The following is a 22,672-nucleotide window of genomic DNA, read 5'->3' on the forward strand; positions in this document are numbered from 1 at the left end:
AGGTTCCTATTAAGCGATGATCAAAGCGAGTTTGATGACAAAAGCTGTGTTGATCATAATAAATTCAATAAGTAGTTCCGCTAGGGTGCAAACCAAGTTCAAGTGTTGTGCTTGTCCGCATACCACTTTAAGTTCACTTGTTTGTGGCGAAAAATCGATATCTTTAACTGCGGATTCGAAATGTTGATAGACTGACGAATCTGAGCTGCCAAGTAAGTGTTTGGCGAGGAAAAGAAAGTGACTTCGGTTAGCCAATTGATACTGAGAAAAACTTTTCAGTGCCATACCCACGGCTTCCAATGTATTGGTATCAAATTGTTGTTTGGCTTCACCTGCTTTGAGAATCGCAAAATCTGTAGCTTGTGTATTCACAGCAGAAGTGGAAATTTTAGCCAGCTCAGGTAGAGGGATATCTTGATACCAATAGATACGAGCACTGATCTTTTGTTTTTTTGTTATCGACTCTCGAATGTTGTTCGGCGTATATATCAAGGCAGCGGACTCTTTGTGAAAAACAAATTCACTTTCTCCATGCTGGTGAAAAGGCTCATAGTCGATTTGGTTGATAAATACCTGCCTGACATAGAACGGACGAGCCTTGGTATCACCCGAGTGATGTAAGCGGATGTTTTCTTGTCTTAAATCTAAAGGCATTGAGACGCTATGATCTTCATACAAATTGAATAGCGGGACAATATTGGTGACAAGCAATGGCTGTTGAGCGGTTTTCAACGCCGGAGACAGGGCAACATCGCCATCAAAGTCAAAGTGTAGGATGAGCTGTGTTACTCGATTGGTATTTTCTCTGTGAGGCACTTTACTAAAGGTTAACCTCATACCGAGGTCAAACTCTGGAGAAGTGGCTCGCAGCGCTATTGCGTCATTACTGGCGAGTAACCAATCATTGATATCAGTCAGAGTTGCCAATACTTCTTGCTGCCGACCATCATCGAAGATAGCGGTGACCTTGAGAGTAGATTGCTTAAGTAATGCTTGTTTTAAACGTGAAAGTTGGTAATCCAATTGTCCCCAAAGTGATGGATTGATCCATATGTCGAAGCTGAATTGATCTATCGACAGTGGTGATTTGGGCAACATGGTGATTTGCATCGACGACATAGGGTAGCTGATGCTATCTACCTCGAAGCCCGTGAGCTGAACCAAGTTTTGGGTGGAATAACGAGCGGCCTCATCGTGAGGCTTAAACGCATCTTTTATCGAAAACTGACTGTTTGCCGCGATCGGTAGACAAGCGCGGCTTAAATGCGACTGCATTTTTACCAATAAGTGATTGGGCAAGTGAGTCAGCAAATGCTGATGATAACGAGAAATATGTAGCGTCTTCTCTCGTTGCAAGCTTGCCTGAATCTCATTATTGATTTGTTCACCCAATTGTTTAAAGACATCGGTCAAAACGATGGGTTCAGCCTCAAGTTCGCCTTTATTGTTGTCCGGTAATGGGTGTTGTAATGTCGCTTTCATTATTTGTTTTACTTAATAGAGTTAACCAATGCTGGTTGGCATGCCTTTAAAGCTTGCTTGTAAGCTCGCTTCGGCGGTTAATGTGGTGCTGCTTTTTATACTCATGCCAGTCGATGCGCCAATATCCGTTGTCCCTCCGCTTAATTTCAATGTCTGAGATGAAGAGGCCTCAAGGCTTTCAGTACCTGTGATGGTGACGCTTTTGGCGCTGATGGTAATACCATCAGTGGATAGCTCTATTTTGCTATTGCCGACGCTCAATGTGATGCTGTCATCGCCAAGCGCGATGGTGGCACTGTTGTTCTTGATCTGTAACCCATCTTTGTGCACCTGTAGGTGATAATCACCGCAGTTAAAGTCGATGGCGTTGACAGCTTCAGTGGTAGAACTATCGCTGAATTTCTGCGTTGCTTGACCTGCACCGGTATAACTCACTTGGCAGTTTTGGTCGTCGCTGCTTCCATTGGTTTGTATGTTAATACCATCGCTATTCATAGCGATATTGTGCTTTGGCATAGTGGTTACTTCTTATCGCTGCTGTTTTTGCTGCTATCTTTAGATAAGCTCTTCAACTCAATATTTTGAGTTCTCGTTACATTGGAAGTATTCACAGTAAAAGACTGAACCGCCCCCTGTGGTGAATTGATCAAGTAGTTCCACCCTGAGACTGGTTGGTGATCCAAAATAAAGTAGATCGCGAGAGGGGTATCAGACACCGGCAGAACCAAATGGTGGTTTTCAGACTTCGGCAAATACACATATCGAGATATGTTTTTATTTAGCGCTTCTTGGCTAAGGGATGCATAAGATTGGCCGACAAATGATTGCATGTCTGCAGGCTGCTCAATTAACACCGTAATGGCATGGCCTTGGTTCGAGGTCTTTTCCATTTGAATATTGATATTCAATGTATTTGTTGGAGCGACGACTTGACCCGATGAAGAAAACCAAGAGCAGGCGCTTAGTGGCAGTGTCAATATCAGGGCTAGAAATTTAAATTTTCTCAACATGTTACATTATCCAAAGTTCATCTTTGGGGAAGCGCTTCTTCCCCAAATCAATTGCTAATATTTACTTACTATCCATTTAATACGGAAAGAAATGGTGTGGTGACCTTGAAGCTGACCGTATAAGGTGCAACCTTTGTATTGTCACTTTTAACGCCCCACTGGCAGATATTGTCCTTTTTACATTTTCCTTCGTTTAGCAATTGAAATAGTGCCCATTCACCGTTGATAGAGTCTTGATAAGATTGGTTTTGGTTGCTTAACCAACCCACTGATACGGTTGGTTGGCTTTGCCAATCGTAGGTAATGGTTCGCATGGGTTGATCATTCGTATTTAAGCCAATAACACGGCTCTTTTGCCCAAGTTGGAAGAAAGATAATGCCATCTTGTTTTCTCCGTCTAAGGTTACGTGTTCAAAAGGTAACGCTTTGACGCTGACTTTAATGGCTTTTGGTGTGCCGTCTGGCTTCCATAGGGCTTGTTGTATGCGATATATTTTATTTAGCTGAGTGACCAATGGTGCGAGTTCAGACTGTTGTGTGTCAGTAAGGTCAGTATTGATTAGCCAGCGAGTTTTAGGTCCATTTAAATGGATGAATGCTGATAATAACTGGTTCATCTGCAAATATAACTGACCATTGATACCGATTTGATTGGTTAGCTCTTGGCCATCAAGCTTGTAGTTTGCATGCATATTTAATGGGAAACCATTTTCGATATAGCTGACTTTCGTGGTGACATCTTGTTGCCACTGAGAGATAAGCTGTTGTATCAAGTAGTCCGCCACCGTTTGACGTACAATCGTGACCGGGAAGTTCAGTAGCTGATAGACCTCTGGGTTACTTTGGCTTGACGAAATTTGGTTAAGTTTGTCCATTAATGAACCTTGTGTACCTGGTTTGAGCTGGAGGTACAGAGCTTGATAAGTCTCAGGGCTCTTGTTGTACAAACTATTGCTGATCGAAGAGATAATGCTCTGATAATCTTTATAACCCTTGGATCGGATAAAGGCGTTCAGCTGAGCAAACTGCTGAGGGATTTGCTGTAGCTCAGGTTGAGTGATTTGATCCTTACCAAAGGTGGTATTTTTACTGATGTACTTCAGCATGTTGGACAAAGGTGTATCATCGTAGGTTAGATCCATCAAGAACAAGTGCAAGTTGTCCAAAGAGACTTGATGCGGCAATGCATTTTTTAATAGCTTGTTAAGCATCAGTACATAGTTATCGCTATAACGAAGCAAGGTTTGCGACTCAATGTAATCAAACGCATCGTGCTGAATATTTAGTTGAGTGAGGGTCTGCGATAGTGCTTTATATTGCTCTATCAAAGGCAGCACAGTTCTAAGCAATACCGACTTAGAATACACCAAAGAAACCTGCGTGACGTTTCTAGAAAATACCGTTTTGTAGGTATAGTTATAGTAGTTCTGTCTGCTCAATAGGGTGAGATCACTGTCGTTAGAATTCATGATGGCATCAAGCACAGTGTTCAATTCAGCTTCGAGCAATACTTGATGGATACGACGGCTATCTTGTGGATCTAGGCGTTTTTGTTGTTTTAGATAAGCGCCAATTTTTTCGTTATATGTGGCAACGTTGCTGACAAGGGTATCAAAGCCAGTGATTGTAGGTACTTGCTTTGGAATAATATTTTGCAAGTTGGTCAAAGCACTATTGAGATCGCTGTAGCTCATTTTGGCCGAGCTTGGGAAATGATCAGCAATTTGTCCTAAATAGCTAGAGATATCATCGCGGCTTTGATAAACCGATGCCAATGCTTGCGGAATCGAGTTGTGCAGCACCGCTAACTTTTGCTGCATTACCACACTTTGTGTTAGTAAGCGCAATAGTTGTGCGTTGGTAATATTGAGCTGAATATTACTGAACAATTGCCCCAATACTTGATCAGATGGCATGACGTTGGTCATTAAGGTATTCGATACCTCAAGCTGGTTGTCAATTTGATTGCTACTCAAGCCTAATGTACTGATTTGATTGATTGGCTGCTTAGCATATCGATAGACTAACTCAAGTTGCTGACTCGAGAATCCCGTGATTTGAGTGAGTAAGCTTTGGTATTGGCTTAACTCAGATTGAATTTTTGCATCATGACCTGCGGCAAAGATCATCAGGTACAACGCCCTGTTAAGAGGATCCGTAGTCTCTTGATACTGGGTGTTTAAATGTGAAAGCAAGTAGCCAGCATATTGTAAATTCAGCGTTTTCTCTAGGCTGTTTGGATAATAGCGACCAAATATCAGGCGGCTATGATATAACTCTGACCAACGCTGGTAGTTTTGCTCAGCGGTCACTAACGGGAGTGTCTGTGGTACAAAGGGTGCAGCCTGATTAATGGCTTCATCTAACTGTATTTTTTGCACCCCGTTATAAATTAGACCGCCACTTACCACGGCAGATAGCAGGCATATGCCACCGACTAGTACATGTTTTGCTGACAGGCTTTTCCCCGCTTTATTCGTACCGGAATAGAAAAATTGATCTCGAAGGTTACTAGGATCGATGCCATAATTTAATGTCAGTTGTTGCGGTCTGTTTCGCAGTTGCTCGGGGTCAATTAAACCCGCAATGACACTTTCAATCTGCTTATAATACTTTTCCAAATACTGAGAGGCACTCATCGCTTTAGTGAGTGCGTTACTGTCTATTGATTCAGTCGTCATAAAGAACGAAAACTGATTGTGCAAACTTTGAAAATGCTGCTTGGCCGATTCAGCAAGAGCCTCTGAGTTTTGGCAATCACTGAAGTCGATGTAGGGCGCAGAGTTATCTAGGTTCAGTAATTCAGGCAATGTGTTTTGAATGGGTGCATTGTCACTGAGGAAATGCACTTGATAGTCTTGTTTACTAAGGAGATTCACTCTTGGCAAAAATCTTAGCATTGAGGCGGATAGGCCAGGATCTATTGGTTTTTGTTTTAGATGGACACTGACCTTAGGCATCTGAATTACGCCTTGCTTATACAGTTTGTCCAACAGCAAATTTAGTCGGCTGACATCCAATTTCGCTAGGTTGCTAAACTGCGCCAGTAGCAATACTTGTTGTTCTCCGACAACGATGGGCTGGAGTGGATCGTCAAAATAAACATCGCAGCTGTTCTTATCCAAATATTGAAATATGTGTTCTAGGGCTGCATCGTTTGAGCCGTCATGCAGATACAAAAATGTTGCTGCCGGTTGTTCGGTTAAGCGTGATTTTATTTGCTTGATAGTATTAGTAATATCACTTTTACTCGGACGAACTTTCTCTAACGCTTTACCCGCAGTCGCCAGCTTTTTACCATTTTTCTTGTATAGCTTATATATGATAAGGAAAATTGCGAAAGCAGCGGCAAGACCAATCATGCCAAATGCTGCGACGCCGTATTTTCCAGTTAACAATTTCATCATTGGTTTATTCCTTTTCATCGCTAAATGCGATTACTAAGCCTTGGTCGTTGTCGTTACTAAAAGAAATGCTGTTACTGCCAGCATCGTTTGAATTGGTTTGTTTAAGTTGAAAAGCTTGCTTGTCACCATTTTGAGAGCAGGTAATCTCGCATTCTTGTTGAGCGCCGAATTTTGACGTTTGTACAAGCTGCTCAGAGGCTTTATCTGGAATGACCACTGATGAGCCAAATGAATAGCTGATTTCCATTTTTTCTGTGTTAAAAATGGAGACGATAACTTTGTCGCCGTTTCTTAAAGGATCAAACCTGGCAAGCGATTGCAGCTGTGGTGATGCAACTAAGTAAAACAATGGAGTTTGCTCTTCAGTAAAGAGGGCTGCAGGAAAGCGTACGGCGTAGGTTAATGCCTTCTCAGATATACCAGAGATACTATATACGGCATCTTGCGCTTGATGATCGTCGGCATAACTGCTTTCGGTATCAGACTGGCCCAAGAAAAACTTATACCCGTAGCGGACATTGTCATCAACAGTTTCAGCCGTTACGATTTGAGCTGGTATTTCCAGCGGCGAAAAGGGACTAAAGTGGGGCAGATCATTAAGCTCTGAATCTTTATCTTGCCATAGATATTGGACGCTTGCTGTATGGCTGATACCGAGGCTTTTTCGGATTGGGCGAATTTTTTCGTAGCGCACTTCCTCGCCATCAGAGTCCCACGAGCTGGAATCAATTTGTTGCCTGACGTATTTCTCGATAGACAAAGTTTGTTGAAAATGTATTTTGGCTCGTCGAAATTGAACCGAAGAGCTTAGGTTTGCAATGGTGCTTTCCCATTGCTCGTTGTCCAAGTTGTAGTAAAAATAGCTTGGATAAGCGGCCATATTTGGCATTTGAGCTTTTAAGTTGAGTTCGAAACTGCTGGTCAAGCTTGCACGCCTTTCTGCCCTATCTGTCCTAGATTGGTACAGATTTGCCTTGAGTTGGTTATCTGTTTCGAAATCCAGTTGATGATGCAACATGTTTTGAAACTCAGGCACACTGCTCGAAATTTGGGTCAAATCATTTTGTTCTAAAGACGCATTTAAACAGCCTGATTGCTGAGACCAAGTTTGAGCAAGCGATACATCGATTGACAGAAGCTCGGATAAGTCGTCACCCGTTAATTTTATGGCTGTTTCTGCTTGGCCACTATTGTCATCGGTTAACTTGTCTAGCAACACATAACAGGATGTGCCTTGTTGAAGGCTGGCTTGATAATCATAGATAAGATAGAGCTGATATTGCGCTAAAATATCAATAAATAGATCATAAAAGCTTCTATCTTCGGTAAAAATAGCAAGTTGAGCTCTGGTCTTGGTTAGTATGTCAGATTGTTGGTAATCAATAGAAGCCAGTGCCTGGAAGAACAGGTTATCATCGACTATCTGAGCGTATGATTTGCCGCTAGCAAAATAATTGGGTTTATGGGGTTTCCACAATGTTAATGGGTCAGAAAACTGCAGTGAAAATGTGGGAATAACGGAATCGATACTCTCTGTTTCATTTTCTAAATCAATATTTGGCACCGGGTTATCTAAGCGAAGGTGCGATTGGCCACCAAGATGAGCGACACCCAATAACTCAACTTCTGTTTGATAGTTGTCGTCTTCATCTTCGGATTCAGGATCGGGAAAAGAATAGGTTTGCTTCAGAAACACTCGTACTGCAAGTGGCTTATTTTGATATAAAAACTGATACTCTTCTGGAAATTCACCTTGATCAAAACCAAGTTCAAATACCACTGAACCCGTGAAGCCATAGCAGTTAAGATCCAGCTTAAGATCTTTAATATGATAATTGTTCAGCATCAAACCTTGAAATCTTGATTCATCGATGTCGTTCTGATCTGGGGCTGTTTTTATGTCGATAGGTTGCCTGTCGAAGGATGTACTTAATGTATTGAGCTCCAGCCAAATTTCTTGGTCGAGCAATACTGGATCGAAGCCCACTATCGGCTTGATTTTTTCTTCTATAAACTTGGATAGCATAAGGTACTCAGCATTGGTTTGACCACTTGAGCCGAGTAGACTTAAACACTTTTTAAGTAAGTTTCGAATCTTAACTAACAGACTATTTTTCAAGGAAAGCAGTGTTGACTTAGTGCATTCATCTCCAAGGGATCGTATTAACGCTTGAATAGGCTTGTTTCGAGTAATGGTAATGATTTTTTCAAGAATACCTATTATAACTAGTCCGTTGTAATAGGATCTAAATACATAGGTATCTGATGGAAATAAAACAATATTGGCGACTTTTTCAATACAAAGCTTCCAGTGCTGGCATTGAAGTAGTGTAGGGCCTTTTTCATTCTCTTGAATGAACTCATTAATTTTCTGGCTTAAAATAATAATTTTACTGATACTGCTTTCACTGAGCTCGCCAACTGAGTGATTAATTAATATCTCGTACAAAGAATTAGTGAAAGTGTCAAAGGTAGAAATGGATAGATCAGTGCTCTTATTTATAGAACCTAATTTAGTATCTATTTCAGAATTAATATTTTCTGTACTTGCCATAATATTTAATTATTGAGTATAAGATGGATTTGATAGTTAAATAGCCCAGATGTGAATGGAAACACTAAGTGAATGATGTTTTTTCTTTGATACGATAATGTTAAAAAATTATGCCAAATATCATTAAAATTAAAATATCACTTAAAATAGGCAGAAACAAGTACCATTATTTAAAAAATATCCTTCAAATGATGGTCTGTGATTGATTACCAAAGCTTATACGCACTGGTTTGTTGTTGCTACTGATTTCACACCTTATCCAGCCCATTTATTCGAAAATAGATGTGATATATTCCAGCCATCAGGTTTTATTTGCGTTGTCTTTGAATATAATTTCGACATGTTTATTGTGGATGTTGGATGCTTTGAAAATTAAGCATCGTGAAGAGGTAATTGATGGCTATCAATAAGAAGCTTCCTAAGTCTAGGCTAATGATTCAATATGATACTAGAGTGGAAGGCGAAAAGAAGAAGAAAGAACTTCCTTACAGGACTATGGTTCTAGGTGATTTTTCGGCAGGTAAATCGAAAGACGCTCAAGTGCCTTTCGAAGAGAGAGAAGTGCGAACGTTAAAGCATGGCATTAACTCTTCCCTAAAAGATATGGGGATATCACTTGATATCGCTGTACCTAATAGTATTAACCCATCAAAATCGCCAATGCTGAATTTAAAGTTTGATCTAAATTCAATGAAAGATTTTAAACCTGAAAATTTAGCGAAAAAAATTCCAGAAATTAATGCTCTATTGCAGTTGAAGGAAATGCTATCAAGCTTTGAAAAAGATATTGATAACAATAGAACACTAAAGAAAACTATTGATAACATATTTTCGGATAAGGTTCAGCTGCAAGCACTTAGAGAAAGTATTCCACAACTAGACAATTACTCTCTACTTAAAAAAACAGAGGGAGTAATTGAATCAGAAGCAGAAACAAATAATCACGATGATAGTATAGAGCAGAAAGACTCTGACTCTAACGAGGCTTAATTTCAGGGTATTATTATGACAGAGACAATTACAATTGAAGAAAATAGCTGTCTTCATAGCATTGTTCAGCTATTTGGTGGTACCCAGCAAGAGCAAAAAAACAGCCTAGCGAAGATCGATATTGATATCACCGATGACTTTACGTCCGTCGACGAGATATACGAAGATTACTACTCTCGTAATATTGCAGCGTTAGCTATGGTGCTAGCTAACAACGATGACATCATCAACTACAACAAATCTTACGTGCAACGTGCAATCGAGCGCATCAATGAAGTGGTCGAGGAGCAGGTTAACAGCATTCTCAAACATCCAGAGTTTCGTTACCTAGAAAACCAATGGCTAAAACTTGAAGAGTTAGTCAAAGACGAGTACGACAACATCGAAGTGACTCTTTTAGATGTTAAGAAAGAAGAGCTGCAGTATGACTTCGAGCGCAACATGTATGATATTTCTAGCAGTGAAATGTTTAAGAAAATCTATGTTGCGGAGTACGATCAGTACGGTGGTGAACCATATGGCATGATCACTGGCTTGTACGACTTCGAAAACACCATGGATGATATTACTTGGCTAACCGGAATGGGGATGATTGCCGAGTCTACTCATGCGCCGTTTATTGCTTCCATTAATCCAAACTTCTTTGGTGTTAAGTCGATTGAAGATGTTAAGCAAATCAAAAGCTTTGAGACGCTGCTAGAGCACCCTAGATACAGAGATTGGAATGCTTTCCGTAAAACCGATCATGCTGCATACATTGGTTTGACTATCGGCGACTTCATCTTAAGACAGCCATATCATCCGGTAAACAACCCTGTTCAAGAACGTAATATGAGTGGCTTTGTAGAAGAAGTTCAAAGCTACGAATCTAACGAGTCTTATCAGTGGGGCCCTGCATCTTTATTGTTTACTAAGAACATTATGCGTTCATTTGGTAAAACAGGCTGGTTCCAATATTTGCGTGGTCCAGAAAATGGTGGTTATGTCGAGAACCTTATTCGTCCGGTATACAACGTACGTGGGTTTGATGAGTATCGCTCTGCACTCAATATCTCTTTCCCTGACTTTATGGAACTGTCGTTATCTAATATCGGACTGATTCCAGCAATTGAAGAGAAAGGTACATCAAACTGCTGCTTCTTTAGTGTTAACTCAGTGAAGAAAGTGGAAGAGTTTGTTGACAACTTTGATTCAATGAACTCTCAGTTGGTTGCAAACCTTTCCTACACCCTGTGTGTATCTCGTATCTCACACTACGTGAAAAGCGTGATACGTGACAAGATTGGTGGCTTCTCGACGACAGAAAGTATCCGCGACTTGCTCAATAACTGGATTAACCGTTATGTGACCACGATTACTCAACCGACTTCTCTGGAAATGGCGAAATATCCATTCCGTGCAGCAGAGATTGAAGTCACGCAAATCCCAGGAAAAGCAGGTTGGTACAAGTGTAGTATTAGTGTGCTACCTCATATTCAATTTGAAGGCATGGATACCACACTAAAAGTAGATACTCGACTAGACCCTGGATTGTTTGCAGCGGCAGAAAGTGAAGAAGACGCTGAATAGTTCGAGTTAAGGTAGTATAGATGACAGCAATTAGGCCTTTAATTTATCGTTCTGTTGTACTTGATAGAGAGCCGTTGGCTTTTTCGACAGAAGATAGGTCGGCATTTGGGAATCACAAACAACCAAGGTTGTTTGTTGATTCTTGCACAGTATTTGGTGTAACGATTCCCAAAGTGCTATTTGCCATTGATGGTGGGGAAGATGCGAAAGCAGTCACTTCCCCGACTGCAGCTTGTACTCTGACTGAGTTTCACCTTTGTGATCCTGATAAGACAGCGAATCTGAGCTTTACAATTCGCTGTCCAATGAATGCCGAATTGCGTGACAAACTTGAAAGAGCAATTGAAGCGGTACGCAGTGGCGAATCGACTGACAACACCATTCATTTTGGCAATTGGAATTCGAAACAAGAGCTAAAAGATGATGGTGTGTGGGCACCTGCAATGCAGCCACCCTGTGGACTCAGGTTGGTACCAGCGACAGATACGCTCTTTGAGTTGAGTATTGGTGAAGGCCATTTTATGGGAGGCTCATCGGCAAATTATGAGTTAGCGCCAATCTCTGGTTATAACTTTAAAGTTGATCGTACTAGTTTAAAAATCCCGGCCTTTGATGTGGTTCATGCATCCAGTACTGAGCGAGGTCAATATGCGTTAATTAACATCGATGAGTTCGTTTTTAATTACGCCTTTTAATAGGTAGTGCATATTGTTGAATGGCCATGATGATTCATCATGGCCGACTTTTTAATAACCATTGAGTTTTTGTCCTAATATGGCTAATCGTGTTCACTGGCAACCGGGAGCGTTGCTTACTGCGAATCACTTTGTAAAACAAGATAATTTGGCTCAGAAAGCAATATCTGAAGCCACATATTTACCGTTTAACGTGAGTTACGGGATTAGCCAATTGTACATCGATTATGGCTTACTTAACTTAGGTGAGCTAAGAATCAATCAATGTGAGATTTACTTCAAAGATAAATATTATGGCTTCTTTGATTCATACAGCCACAGTGTTGCTATGGACCTACAAGCATTGGAAAAAGCCTCTGTAACCATATATTTAAATCGCACAGAAAGTGCGACACAAGATGGGAAAGTACCCACCTGTCGCTCAGAATATTACCTGTCAGAAAGCTATCAAGCGAATGCGTTGAATTCCGTACGTATTTTGCAACTTAGCCAAATCGATGGGATGTGGAAGATAGACCCCCAATCTCCACCGTTGTTAACTTGTGCAACTCATTTGCTGGATCAGTCGATAGAGAGCATCAAAAGAATTTGTTCGTCCATTAAACATCTTCTCGAAAATGAAATTGTCGGGGAAAGTTTGATGGTGAATTTGATGTTAGCACACCGAAACTTACAACATCTGTTATTAGAAGTGGATGCGTCTCCACAGCATGTTCACCCATACTCTTTATTTGAAGTGATGCGCCAGTTGTATTTGCTTTTCGAACTGATGAAACCTTCAGCGCATGAAGATACGGCGCCTATCTTGTATTTACATAATGATCCAATCGCAAGCTTTGACAAGATCATCGATGGCTTCAATCAGTTATTAAGTATGCCAGTGAAGAAAAATTTTGTTGAGTTGTTGCAGATAGAGGACAGTTTCATCGCAACCGATCTGCCATTGGAGATGCTTCAGGCTAAAGAACATTTGTTGGTGGTACAAAAAACAGAACCCGATCAAGCTCATTTGTCTTTAAGTCAAATCAAACTGTCCAGTGTTTCTCGCAATACTCACATTAATCAGATGTCTTTGTCGGGAGCGTATTTAGAAGCGCTGCCGGACTCAGGTGTGCATCAGCTGTCTCATATAAAAGATGCGAAAGTGTATAAAATTCTGCCAGGGTATGAGCTTGATGCGATATTGAAAGAAAAGAACATGATGTTTGAAGCGAGTGAAGTAAATCAGAACTATAAGTATCTGATTTATTATAGATAAGTGTAACGTATGATCGTAGAGTGCGCAGAGTTTATTGAGCAATATAAAGCCAAGCTTACCGTCAACATGGCCTTGGCAATCATTCACTCCTATGAAATACCACCTACGTCCGTGAGCTTTGAACCCATTTTTTCGTTCGCTCCGGATAACACCATTATTTCTCACTGCAGTTACGATAATCATTCATTATACCTACATGTCAACGTTTCCAAGATTTCTATATTTTATAGGTTGAATGATTACTATTTCTATCTATTACACAACGATGGTGAAGCGTTAAGCCACGTCTTATCAGACGGGATATCCTCTCTTTTACATCACTATTTTTATGGTGTTCATTTTCGGTTTAACGATTCGAGCCACTTGACGTTTTTGGATGATTTAATGGCGCCCGAACAGATCACCGTTTCGCAACTACAGTCGCTTTTGCAAAGCAAGTATTCAAATCTAGGCATAGTGCTTAATGTGGTGAGATCTGAAGTGTCGACAAGTGCTTTAGCCAACCATTTAGATAAAGACACAAGATTGGGCTGTTGCTATTTGCATGGCGAAAGAATACATACATGCAACACATTGGAAATATTAGTTTATCTAGAGACTTACAGTCAAAGCCTCGTGGATACAGCTGCCAAAGAGATTAAAAGCCACAGAGCAGTGCAGGCATTGAACGCCACTATTCCTATTTCTGTGCAGTTTAAAATGTTGGATGGTGAGAGATCATCAAGTTTGGCTAGTACCGAAATGCTGACGCTGTCTCCTGAATTTGAAATAAAGGTATAACGATGGAAAAGAAAGAATTAATACACTCAGTTGATGATGTGTATGAACATGCCGATCGACGCTATAAAGAATCTTTGAGAATGACCGGAGAGCTGGCAAGGCGTGCTGATGCAAAAATTGAAGAGTTATATCGGCGGTCAGATGCAAAAATTGATGTTTTGCGTGATTCTATCTCTAAGGAGTTGAGCCGTATATCGCAGAATCAAGTGGGCGGCGATGGTCTTCGCGCTTCGAATAATCGCAAAGATTACCACACCCAGATTATTAGTCAGGTGAAGCAATCTGAGTTTAAGCTAGCTAAGCAATTAGCGAAGCAAAAGAAGCTGATCTGGATTCTATTTTCCGTATTGGCTGGAATTAATATTGTCTCAGTCGGTGCACTATTTATGTTCTTGACTAAGTATCTGTAATCTATTAGGTACTTATCTAATGAAGTCGAAGATGAAATTGCTCACGTCCGTAGCATTGAGCGTATTGTTCCTTGTATCAACTAACGCGTTTGCTCAGCACACTACCTCTCCCCAATATAGAAATTGGGTGACGCCAGCACCTGGTCAATTTGATTACTACAAACTGTCATTGACGCTTCAGCCTGTATATTGTCTGAAGAATCCATCCAGCTTGGCGTGTCGCACCTCTGTGTTAAAGAATTCACCTTTATTGACCTTGAATGAGCTGATTCCTGTGCGTGACCAAGGGAAAAGGTATCACTATCAGTACTGTGCGAAATCGATCACTCCTCGGCAGATGCAGTTCGATCGAACTAAGCAATGGAGTAAACTTAACCCAGTATTGAACCTGACCAAACCAACGTCAAAAGCCCTCAATGAAGTGATGCCACAAACTCGCGTATATCAACAGAGGCATGCATGGCTTAAATGGGGCAGTTGTAATAGTGACAGTGATGATGCGAACAGCTATTTTGCTAAGGCGGCGGCTTTAACGAAATACATCAATAATCCAGATGTGTCTGCTTATATTCAGGCGAACCGAAAAACCACGGTGACGCTGACTGACATAAGAAAATTCTTCAACCGTGAGTTTAAGACTCTAAATAAAATCCAGTTTCAATGCACGGTAGTGGGGAATCGCTCTTATCTAGAACATGTTAATTTTTATATTAATAAGCGTGTCGATCTTACCGATCTGAGTGTATTCCCATTGTTCACCCCGTTTGGAACGATGAGTCGGCCTCCTCAGCAAGAGTGTCCTGAGAGCTTTTATTTGTAATATTTATCCATATATACCCAAGTTACTTCAAGATGCAGGATTCAGAGTGGTGTGAGTGGCCCAATTTAAGGAAAAGGTCTGCAGGAATGGCCATCCATTTCAAAGGCCTTTGACGCGAAAGTGGGCCACTCACACCACTCCCGAAGGGCGAGTAGATAAGGCTTCACTGCGTTGTTAGGGATACTCGACGTAGAATGACTACGCCTCACATCCCTGCCTAGCATTGAAGCCTTATCTATCTCGCTGAAACTCGCATCTCGAAGTAATTTGGGTATATGGGTATATAAACATATCGAAGATGAAGGCCCATTCACATGAGTGGGCCTTAATTGGGTTACTGGAGATTATGCTTTATTAACGGTCAATCTGTATATCGACCGAAGCGTGCGTATCTTTCTTCTCTTTGTTTTCTACGAACATCATCACTATGTATGTGTCTATAAGTGCGCTCAAACTGGTACAGACGAATCGTTGGGTTGTCAATGAGGGGCTGAAAATCAGGATTATATCGCACTGGCACCTTTCCTCTGCTTGAGTAACGGACGTCTACATTTATTCTAAATGGAATAGACACCGCAAAGTGATCACTAACATTGAGGTTTTGTGGCAGCAAGGTTCTTGGGTTAGTGTAAGTTCGGTGTACCATTGGGTTGGCGACATCAAACTCAAATCTATTATATGGGCCTTGCTGTGCAAGCAGATCATCAGAAAAACCTATATTATCTAGAGCTCCAACATCTGGCCCTTGTCGCTCGCTAGATTTTAGACGTATGGTATTGACGGTTGGTAGTGGTCTTCCTTTTTTTCTTGCCTTTGTGACGTCTTTTTCCGTGTAAAGTTGCTCATAGCTCATATGAAGTAAAGGCTTAAACTGAAATCCATTGTTAGTGAAAGCGTCAACTCTTCCGTTTGAAAGTTTGTCATTGGTGCTTATCATATAAGCGGAGTCACGGCGTGAGCTATTGGCCCTTTCTAACACTTCTAGTTTGGTCTCGTTTACTCGTGGTGCTAAACGTTCATTTAAGTCTCCCATGAATATCATGGGTATGTCACCGTGACCGCTTTTAACTTTATCGACAAGCCTTTGTATTTCGTAGCTTCTGGCTTCTCTACCTTCTCTATCGTAGGCATCGAGGTGGGCGTTTATAACTCCAACCTTTTGACCAAAAATATCGATAACGGCATAACATCCACCTTTCCATATGTGGCTAGTACTGCGAAATAAACTATCGTTGTTTTTATTTATCCCGGCATCGCGGAAAGTGCCACTATTTACTTTTTCAACCACCGCGGGGTTGGACTCGAGTCCTGCTCGAGTTAGCCTGCCACAATCCAGATCTTCCCGAATAAAGACTTCTAGAACAATTGAAGTAGATTTATTTCCGGAATAGCCCCACAAATATTCTCTTGTCAGTTTTTTGTAGCCAACTTTGCCAGTTTGAGAGTATCTGCCGCCAGCTTTGATATGGGCGCGCCCAATTTCTCTTAACTTGTGGTTTTCCTGATATCTTCGAGTAGAGTAGTGCAAAGACTTTACTATTCTTCCAGAAACGTATCCACCTGTCTGATCTATTTTGGTTTGGTGTTTGGCTTCTTGTAAGCCAATAAAAATGATATCTGGATTGCTACCGTTGGTAGCAATGTAGTCAGCAAAGTATTCTAAAATATCGTTGGTAAATTTGCTGGGCTTCTCTCCTGCCAAATTCCATGTAAGTGCCATACAGTTAAATTGCAGCTTAGGCATAAATGCAGTCCTATTCACATTTTAATATAGACGCAATAATAATACGCACACGATTAATTACAAATTGAATATTTTGTAAGTGGTTGATTTTTATTATTTATAACCAATAGATTTTTATTTATTCCAATATCGCATAGTGTGCTACTTCAAATAGTAAATATATTTGGTGGTAGTGAAGCATTTATCAGTTTAAATAATACTTTTTGCTTGGTGTATTCAAGAAAAATGGACAGGATGCAACTTGGCAAGAGGGAGAAATGAAGCAGCGCAATACATCTCAATACCTAAAGCTGCTTCAGCCTTTTTGTGTAACTAGGGTTATTTAGGAAACACCTTTACTAACTTAATTCGATTCTCTTCAAGATCGATAATTTCCATTCGGTGGTCTGCAATTAGAACACTAACATGGCTTTCTGGGATATCTTCTAGATGTTCCAAGATCAAACCATTTAGTGTTCGCGGGCCATCAGTAGGTAATTTCCATTTCAGCCCTTTGTTAATATCGCGAATATTAGCACTGCCTTCTATTAGGAAACTGCCATCACCCTGAGGGGTAATTTCATCGGATAAACTCGGTGCGATGGATGTGGTAAATTCACCGACGATCTCTTCTAAAATATCTTCTAGCGTGATGAGACCATTGATATCACCATATTCGTCCACGATGAGGCCAATGCGCTCTTTGTTTCTTTGAAACTTCAACAGTTGCACATTTAGTGGTGTACTTTCCGGGATAAAGTAGACTTCGTCTGCAGCGCGAAGAAGCGTCTCTTTATTGAACTCATTTTTCTCCAGCATTAACCGGTAAGCTTCTCTTAATCTCAGCATGCCGACGACTTCATCGATTTGATCGCGATAAAGCACCGCGCGTCCGTGAGGAGAGTGGGTCAGTTGGCGAACAATCGACTTCCAGTCGTCGTTGATATCAATGCCGGTAATTTCGTTTCGTGGCACCATGATGTCGTTGACGGTCACATGCTCTAAGTCAAGGATGGAAATGAGCATGTCTTGGTGCCGTCTCGGAATCAGGCTACCTGCTTCGTTGACCACCGTTCTTAGCTCTTCTGAGCTAAGGTGATCATCGCCACCGTGTTTCACTTTTAGACCTAACAGTCGAATAAAACCGTTGGTGATAAAGTTGATCATAATGACCACAGGGGAGAACAGCTTCATCAAAACGATGAGCAGCACACTACTGATGTAAGAGACACGTTCAGGGTAAAGCGCCGCTAGGGTTTTTGGCGTCACTTCAGCAAACACCAATACAAGTAGGGTTAAGACACCGGTAGCAATAGCGACACCTAGGTCGCCGTATAAACGCATGCCCAAGATAGTGGCTAGGGCGGAAGCTAAAATGTTAACTAGGTTATTACCGATGAGAATCAAACCGATCAGGCGGTCTGGTCGGCTGAGCAGCTTTTCTACTCGTTTTGCACCTTTATGGCCACTATTGGCTAAGTGGCGAAGTCGATAGCGGTTGAGAGACATCATGCCCGTCTCTGAACCGGAAAAATAAGCTGAAATGACGATGAAACACGCGAGAAGCGCAAATAAGATACCCGTTGAAATGTCTTCCAAAGTGAGAGGTTTCCTTGTTATGTCCTGCTTGAATATTGAACAATTTGTTCGCTAAAGTCTAGGCTAATACGTCCTAAACTTTGATTGTAAAAGAAAGTGATTCTGATTGCACATGCTGCCAGCAAACTATGTCAGAATGATTTCTTTGACAAAACGGCTGCCAAAATAGGCCAGTGTCAGCAAGGTTGCGCCTGCTACTGCAAACCAGGTGACTTTTCTGCCCCGCCATCCTCGTTGGTAGTGACCCCATAGAAGGATGGAGTAAATAATCCACGCAATAAATGAAAGAATGCCTTTATGCCCCTTGCCTTGGGCAAACATGTCTTCCACGAAAAAGAACCCGGTGATTAATGTACCAGTGAGCAGCATATTACCAATCAATATAATATTGAAAAGCTGCCTTTCCACCATCATTAATGGAGGAACGTTTGGATTAATAGCCATGGCTTTTTTCTTTTTTAGTTTGTAGTCAAGCCAAGCTAATTGTAGAGCGTATAACGCGCCTATTGTCAGTGTGGAGTACGAGAATAAGGCGAAAGTAATGTGGATAAGCAGTCGTGGATCATGCTGTAAATGCGTCATGAAAACACTGGGTACAAACGCCGCTGCGGTTAGGTTGATTGCAGAAAAGCTATAGACGACCGGAAGGATAAACCAAAGCTTTGTTCTGAGCATGGCAACGCTCATGACAAGCGCCGTAATAAAGCTGATTAAGGAAGCAACATTAAGCATGCTTAAATTTTGGCCGCTGGTATCTAAAATAAGGTCGCTCAGAAGCCAAGCGTGAAAAACAAGCGCTAAGGCAGCGCTAATGAATACGGTGCGGGTTCTAATCCCGGTTTGATGCACCAAGCCAGGAATAATGGTTGCGATTGCTAAAACATATAACAAAGCTGCAATAACAGCGATAATATCGTCCATTTTTCTCGTTATATTTAAAGTAGTTGGTCAAGAATTATACCTTGTATCATGCCACAGAGCCACGGCTGAACATGATCCAAATCTAAGATATGTTACTTCAGAGTTAATAGGCAATACTAGATAGAGTAGGACTCTATGCCTTGCTGAGGTATACTCGTGACAATTTGTCGCCTAATTCGCGAAGAGAGCTTATGTTTGAGAATTTAACGGATCGATTATCCAAAACGCTGAAGAACATCAGCGGCAAAGGTCGTCTGACCGAAGAAAATATTAAAGATACGCTGCGTGAAGTGCGTATGGCTTTGTTAGAAGCCGACGTTGCTCTGCCTGTCGTACGTGATTTTATCAAGCGAGTAAAAGAAAGAGCCGTTGGTGTTGAAGTATCGAAATCGCTGACGCCAGGCCAAGAGTTCATCAAGATTGTTCAGGCCGAGCTCGAAGCCGTAATGGGCGAGTCCAATGAGGCTCTTGATCTCGCAGCCCAGCCTCCAGCCGTTATTTTGATGGCTGGCTTACAAGGTGCTGGTAAAACAACCAGTGTCGGCAAGTTGTCGAAACTGTTAAAAGAAAGAGACAAGAAAAAGGTATTAGTAGTCTCTGCAGACGTTTATCGTCCTGCCGCGATTAAACAGCTGGAAACACTCGCGTCTGAACTTGAAGTGGACTTCTTTCCATCTTCACCAGATCAAAAGCCGATTGATATTGCCAACGCCGCGATTGATCATGCGAAAAAGCAGTTTTTTGATGTATTGATTGTCGATACGGCAGGTCGTTTAGCGATTGATGAAGAGATGATGTCTGAAATTCAAGACTTGCACTCGGCGATCAATCCGGTTGAAACCTTGTTTGTGGTTGATGCCATGACAGGTCAAGATGCTGCCAATACGGCGAAAGCCTTTGGCGATGCTCTGCCATTAACAGGGGTGATATTGACCAAAGTGGATGGTGATGCTCGTGGTGGTGCGGCGCTGTCTGTGCGTCATATTACTGGTAAACCCATCAAATTCTTAGGTGTTGGTGAAAAAACCGATGCATTAGAAGCCTTCCACCCTGATCGAGTCGCTTCACGTATTCTTGGCATGGGGGACGTACTCTCGCTTATCGAAGATCTGCAAAAAAATGTAGATGCGCAAAAAGCGGAGAAACTGGCGAAGAAATTCAAAGAGAAGAAAGGTTTTGACCTGGAAGATTTTCGTGAGCAGTTAGGGCAGATGCAAAACATGGGCGGCATGATGGGAATGCTCGATAAGCTTCCTGGCATGAATAACCTAGCAGACGGCGTTAAGGATAATGTAGATGATAAGGCCTTCAAGCAGATGGAAGCCATTATTAACTCCATGACCATGAAAGAGCGTCAGCGTCCCGACATCATAAAAGGCTCACGCAAGAAGCGTATCGCGGCAGGTTCTGGTACGCAGGTTCAGGATGTAAATCGACTGCTAAAGCAGTTCACCCAAATGCAAAAAATGATGAAGAAAATGCAAAAAGGTGGCATGCGTAACATGATGAGAAACATGCAAGGCATGATGGGCGGTGGCGGCCCAGGTGGCATGGGCGGAATGGGTGGAGGCGGTGGATTTAATCCATTTGGTCGTTAACCCCTGATTTTCGCCGTTTTCTAGTCATGTGTTATTTTTCATTCTGTTAGCGCTGTTTTGCTAAATCGAGTGGAAATGCAATGGCTAAAAAGTAGCTAAAAACCTTGCAATGCCCTGGAATAAGAGTAAAATTCCGGGGCTTTATTTTGGCACGAGACCCCAAGCTGTTTTTTTTGGATGGCTTCTGGGGTTAATTTTATTTTTGAGAAAGCAAAGAGGACGACATGGTAACCATTCGTTTGGCACGTCATGGCGCTAAAAAGCGTCCATTTTATCAAATCGTAGTAGCGGACAGCCGCAATGCAGCAACTGGCCGTTTCATCGAGAAAGTAGGTTTCTTTAACCCTACTGCTACTGGTCAAGAAGAAGGTCTACGTCTAGACCTAGATCGCGTTAACCACTGGGTTGGTCAAGGCGCGTCTCTTTCTGACCGTGTTGCTAAGCTAGTTAAAGACGCTCAAAAAGCGGCTTAATTCTAGTTAGTAATTAGCTATGTCGATGAAAGGTAAAGACGCCATGAGCAAACAAAGCGAAAAAATTGTGATGGGTAAATTTGGTTCTACCTATGGCATTCGTGGCTGGCTCAAGGTTTTTTCCTTTACAGACAATGCTGAGAGCATTTTTGATTATAGCCCTTGGTATATAAACCAAAAAGGCAATTGGGTTGAGTACAAAGTGGAAAGTTGGAAGCGCCATAACAAAGGTATGGTGGTAAAACTGGAAGGTTTGGAAGTGCGTGAAGACGCACATTTACTGACGAACTTTGAAATCGCAGTAGACCCAGCATCATTACCTGAATTGTCAGAAGATGAATTCTACTGGCGTGAGTTGTTTGGTATGCAAGTTGTTACCACTAAGGGATATGACCTTGGTGAGGTCACTGACCTATTAGAAACTGGCTCCAATGACGTTTTGGTAGTGAAGGCAAACTTGAAAGATGCTTTTGGCCAAAAGGAACGATTGATTCCGTTCCTTGAAGAGCAAGTGATCAAGAAAGTTGATCGCACTGCTCAACGGATCGAAGTTGACTGGGATCCTGGATTTTAACTCCACCGTTAGGGCGAGAAAACTATGTGGATTGGCGTAATTAGCCTTTTTCCTGAAATGTTTCGTTCAATAACGGACTATGGAGTCACAGGTCAAGCGGTTAAAAAAGGTCTTTTGTCGATAGAGACTTGGAATCCTCGAGATTTCACTCACGACAAACATCGAACAGTCGATGATAGACCCTACGGTGGTGGCCCTGGTATGCTCATGATGGTTCAGCCTTTGCGCGACGCTATCCAAGCAGCTAAGGATAAGTCACCGGGAAAGACGAAGGTTGTTTACCTTTCTCCTCAAGGTCGTAAATTGGACCAGAAAGGAGTGGAAGAGCTGGCAAACAATGAGAACTTGCTTCTTATTTGTGGTCGCTACGAAGGGGTAGATGAGCGTATCATACAGTCTGAAGTTGACGAAGAATGGTCAATTGGAGACTTTGTGATGACAGGGGGAGAAATCCCGGCTATGACACTGATCGACACAATATCACGGTTTGTACCGGGCGTACTTGGCGATATAGCGTCAGCAGAAGAAGACTCTTTTGCTAATGGCTTATTAGACTGTCCTCACTATACGCGTCCTGATGTGTTAGATGGATTGGAAGTGCCAAGTGTGCTCAAGTCTGGAAACCACAAGGACATTCGTCGCTGGCGATTAAAACAATCGCTAGGCCGAACTTGGCTAAGAAGACCAGAGCTCCTGGAAAACCTAGCTCTGACTGACGAACAGGAACAATTACTTGCTGAGTTCATTAAAGAACATAACGCAAAGTAACCTAATTTATTTGAGTATCAGTTTATTCTAGGAATTTAGAA

General features: G+C 41.7%; 19 protein-coding genes. 11 read left to right on the forward strand and 8 right to left on the reverse strand.

Annotated features, from left to right (window positions below):
• Positions 1-9: 9 nt before the first annotated feature.
• The 5 genes from iglH to M9194_RS06215 form a co-directional block, all read right to left on the reverse strand.
• Positions 10-1,482 (reverse strand): type VI secretion system baseplate subunit TssF/IglH, encoded by a 1,473-nt coding sequence (gene iglH / locus M9194_RS06195; RefSeq protein WP_250611753.1) that lies wholly within the window; start codon positions 1,480-1,482, stop codon positions 10-12.
• A gap of 21 nt (positions 1,483-1,503) precedes the next feature.
• The gene (gene tssI / locus M9194_RS06200; protein ID WP_250611754.1) at positions 1,504-1,998 is read right to left on the reverse strand and encodes a type VI secretion system tip protein TssI/VgrG; all 495 of its coding nucleotides are present in this window, start codon (positions 1,996-1,998) and stop codon (positions 1,504-1,506) included.
• Positions 1,999-2,003: 5 nt separating this feature from the next.
• Positions 2,004-2,492, reverse strand: coding sequence for a type VI secretion system lipoprotein IglE (iglE, locus tag M9194_RS06205; protein WP_250611755.1), 489 nt, complete (start codon positions 2,490-2,492; stop codon positions 2,004-2,006).
• Between the two features lie 68 nt (positions 2,493-2,560).
• Complete coding sequence (locus tag M9194_RS06210) at positions 2,561-5,899, reverse strand: hypothetical protein (protein ID WP_250611756.1); 3,339 nt, start codon at positions 5,897-5,899, stop codon at positions 2,561-2,563.
• Between the two features lie 4 nt (positions 5,900-5,903).
• The gene (locus M9194_RS06215) at positions 5,904-8,453 is read right to left on the reverse strand and encodes a hypothetical protein (RefSeq protein ID WP_250611757.1); all 2,550 of its coding nucleotides are present in this window, start codon (positions 8,451-8,453) and stop codon (positions 5,904-5,906) included.
• A gap of 396 nt (positions 8,454-8,849) precedes the next feature.
• Between M9194_RS06215 and tssB the strand changes: the two genes are divergently transcribed.
• From tssB to M9194_RS06250, 7 genes are all read left to right on the forward strand, one after another.
• Positions 8,850-9,443 (forward strand): type VI secretion system contractile sheath small subunit, encoded by a 594-nt coding sequence (gene tssB, locus M9194_RS06220; RefSeq protein ID WP_250611758.1) that lies wholly within the window; start codon positions 8,850-8,852, stop codon positions 9,441-9,443.
• Positions 9,444-9,458: 15 nt separating this feature from the next.
• A complete protein-coding gene (gene tssC / locus M9194_RS06225) occupies positions 9,459-11,012 on the forward strand; it encodes a type VI secretion system contractile sheath large subunit (RefSeq protein WP_250611759.1) in 1,554 nt (517 codons plus the stop codon).
• Positions 11,013-11,032: 20 nt separating this feature from the next.
• Entirely contained in the window at positions 11,033-11,707 is a 675-nt protein-coding gene (iglC, locus tag M9194_RS06230) for a type VI secretion system tube protein IglC (protein ID WP_250611760.1), read from the forward strand.
• 79 nt (positions 11,708-11,786) lie between these two features.
• A complete protein-coding gene (gene tssK / locus M9194_RS06235; RefSeq protein ID WP_250611761.1) occupies positions 11,787-12,965 on the forward strand; it encodes a type VI secretion system baseplate subunit TssK in 1,179 nt (392 codons plus the stop codon).
• Between the two features lie 9 nt (positions 12,966-12,974).
• The gene (gene iglJ, locus M9194_RS06240; protein ID WP_250611762.1) at positions 12,975-13,745 is read left to right on the forward strand and encodes a type VI secretion system baseplate protein IglJ; all 771 of its coding nucleotides are present in this window, start codon (positions 12,975-12,977) and stop codon (positions 13,743-13,745) included.
• Positions 13,746-13,747: 2 nt separating this feature from the next.
• Complete coding sequence (locus tag M9194_RS06245) at positions 13,748-14,155, forward strand: hypothetical protein (RefSeq protein WP_250611763.1); 408 nt, start codon at positions 13,748-13,750, stop codon at positions 14,153-14,155.
• A 19-nt stretch (positions 14,156-14,174) separates the two neighbouring features.
• A complete protein-coding gene (locus tag M9194_RS06250) occupies positions 14,175-14,975 on the forward strand; it encodes a ribonuclease T2 family protein (protein WP_250611764.1) in 801 nt (266 codons plus the stop codon).
• A 361-nt stretch (positions 14,976-15,336) separates the two neighbouring features.
• Here the strand turns inward: M9194_RS06250 and M9194_RS06255 are convergent, their stop codons facing one another.
• The 3 genes from M9194_RS06255 to M9194_RS06265 form a co-directional block, all read right to left on the reverse strand.
• Entirely contained in the window at positions 15,337-16,719 is a 1,383-nt protein-coding gene (locus M9194_RS06255) for an exonuclease/endonuclease/phosphatase family protein (protein WP_250611765.1), read from the reverse strand.
• Positions 16,720-17,037: 318 nt separating this feature from the next.
• Positions 17,038-18,297 (reverse strand): HlyC/CorC family transporter, encoded by a 1,260-nt coding sequence (locus M9194_RS06260; protein WP_250611766.1) that lies wholly within the window; start codon positions 18,295-18,297, stop codon positions 17,038-17,040.
• 126 nt (positions 18,298-18,423) lie between these two features.
• Positions 18,424-19,218 (reverse strand): cytochrome C assembly family protein, encoded by a 795-nt coding sequence (locus M9194_RS06265; RefSeq protein WP_250611767.1) that lies wholly within the window; start codon positions 19,216-19,218, stop codon positions 18,424-18,426.
• A 191-nt stretch (positions 19,219-19,409) separates the two neighbouring features.
• Here M9194_RS06265 and ffh point away from each other — a divergent pair, with 191 nt between their 5' ends.
• From ffh to trmD, 4 genes are all read left to right on the forward strand, one after another.
• Positions 19,410-20,816, forward strand: coding sequence for a signal recognition particle protein (ffh, locus tag M9194_RS06270; RefSeq protein ID WP_250611768.1), 1,407 nt, complete (start codon positions 19,410-19,412; stop codon positions 20,814-20,816).
• A gap of 224 nt (positions 20,817-21,040) precedes the next feature.
• Positions 21,041-21,289: a 30S ribosomal protein S16 gene (gene rpsP, locus M9194_RS06275; protein ID WP_117233716.1), complete on the forward strand. Its 249-nt coding sequence runs from the start codon at positions 21,041-21,043 to the stop codon at positions 21,287-21,289.
• Positions 21,290-21,308: 19 nt separating this feature from the next.
• Positions 21,309-21,863 (forward strand): ribosome maturation factor RimM, encoded by a 555-nt coding sequence (gene rimM, locus M9194_RS06280; RefSeq protein WP_250611769.1) that lies wholly within the window; start codon positions 21,309-21,311, stop codon positions 21,861-21,863.
• Positions 21,864-21,887: 24 nt separating this feature from the next.
• Positions 21,888-22,631, forward strand: a complete 744-nt coding sequence (gene trmD, locus M9194_RS06285) for a tRNA (guanosine(37)-N1)-methyltransferase TrmD (protein ID WP_250611770.1) — start codon at positions 21,888-21,890, stop codon at positions 22,629-22,631.
• Positions 22,632-22,672: the final 41 nt, after the last annotated feature.

Source organism: Vibrio sinus, from assembly GCF_023634645.1.
GTDB classification, from domain to species: domain Bacteria; phylum Pseudomonadota; class Gammaproteobacteria; order Enterobacterales; family Vibrionaceae; genus Vibrio; species Vibrio sinus.